This is a genomic window from Microvirga sp. P4_G7 (assembly GCF_056401005.1).
Window position 1 is genome coordinate 1 of the sequence record NZ_JBFUKD010001058.1, and the last position, 809, is coordinate 809.

At 60.8% G+C, this 809-nt stretch carries 1 protein-coding gene; it reads left to right on the forward strand.

Annotation, left to right across the window (positions count from 1 at the left end; all coding sequences use genetic code 11):
* On the forward strand, positions 1–809 hold an 809-nt coding region (uraD, locus tag AC1DT3_RS22990; RefSeq protein WP_477467473.1), incomplete at both ends, for a 2-oxo-4-hydroxy-4-carboxy-5-ureidoimidazoline decarboxylase.

An 809-nucleotide genomic window follows, 5' to 3' on the forward strand; every position in this document is an offset into this window, starting at 1 on the left:
CTACAAGGATTTCTCGGCCGAAGAGGAACGAGCGCATCTCAAAGAAGCGATCCGGATCCACACGCAGGTGACGGGCGAGCGGCCGCTCGGCTGGTACACCGGCCGTACCTCGGAAAATACCATCCCTCTCGTCATGGAGGAGGGAGGTTTTCTCTATTGCGCCGATTCCTACGCCGACGAGTTGCCGTATTGGATCGAAGGGCCGAAAGGGCCGCAACTGATCGTTCCGTATACGCTCGATGCGAACGACATGCGGTTCGGCACCCCGCAGGGGTTCAATTCCGGAGACCAGTTTTTCACGTATCTCAAGGACAGTTTCGACACGCTGTATCGGGAGGGCGACGATGCGCCCAAGATGATGTCGGTTGGACTGCATTGCCGCTTGGTAGGACGCCCGGGGAGGGCCGCAGCGCTCGCGCGCTTCCTCGATTATGTCGCTGGCCATGACGACGTGTGGATTGCCAAGCGCATCGATATCGCCCGGCATTGGATCCGCCATCATCGGCCGTTGGATTTGAAACCGAGTACGATGAGCAAGGCGCTTTTCGTCGAGTCGTTCGGTGACGTGTTCGAACATTCACCGTGGATCGCTGAGAGAGCCTACGACGGCGGCTTCTCGACCGCGCAGGATACGGCGGAGGGACTGCATGCGGCGATGGTTCACGTGCTCGCCGATGCGGGGCGGGACCGCAAACTCGCCCTGATCCGGGCGCATCCGGATTTGGCGGGTCGCCTCATGGTCGCCGAACTGACGGACGATTCACAGCGTGAGCAGGCCTCTGCTGGACTCGATACCTTGACGGCACAGG